Below are 476 nucleotides of genomic sequence, written 5' to 3'. Positions count from 1 at the left end.
CCCGATCGCTTTTTTAAAACAAATACAATACTTGCTCTCCAACTCCTAACTTACACATATTACAATTTATACATGTTATTGCAAAACTCCATCTACAGCTTCACCTTTTACTACATTTATTTTCACTTCTCATATCTGCTCTTGTATATTTTTGTCACTTTCAACAACAACTCTTATATAATTTGAAGTTAATCCCTCATATTTATTGCCTTCTAGATTTTGTTCAAATAAAACATCCAACTTACGGCCGATAAATTTAGTTGCAAATTTATTAAAATTTACTTTACTCAAAATTAAAAGTTGTTCGCTTCTAAAATGTTTCATTTGAGGGTCAACTTGATTTTCCATAGTTGCAGCTGGAGTTCCTTTTCTTGGTGAATATTTAAAAATATGCATTTGTGAAAGCTCTATTTCTTTTAAAAACTCGTACGTTTTTTTAAACTCTTCATTTGTCTCTCCAGGGAAACCTACTATTA

Annotated in this window: 1 pseudogene; it reads right to left on the bottom strand. The window is 29.8% G+C overall.

Features of this window, described 5'->3' with window-relative positions:
- Positions 1 to 129: 129 nt before the first annotated feature.
- Positions 130 to 476: pseudogene (locus K0039_RS20990) on the bottom strand (tRNA (N(6)-L-threonylcarbamoyladenosine(37)-C(2))-methylthiotransferase MtaB); the annotation flags it as partial.

This window comes from Terrisporobacter mayombei, assembly GCF_020748465.1.
GTDB classification, from domain to species: Bacteria; Bacillota; Clostridia; order Peptostreptococcales; family Peptostreptococcaceae; genus Terrisporobacter; species Terrisporobacter mayombei.
The sequence above is the reverse complement of the archived record's forward strand: the minus strand, read 5'-3'. Positions and strand labels throughout refer to the sequence as shown.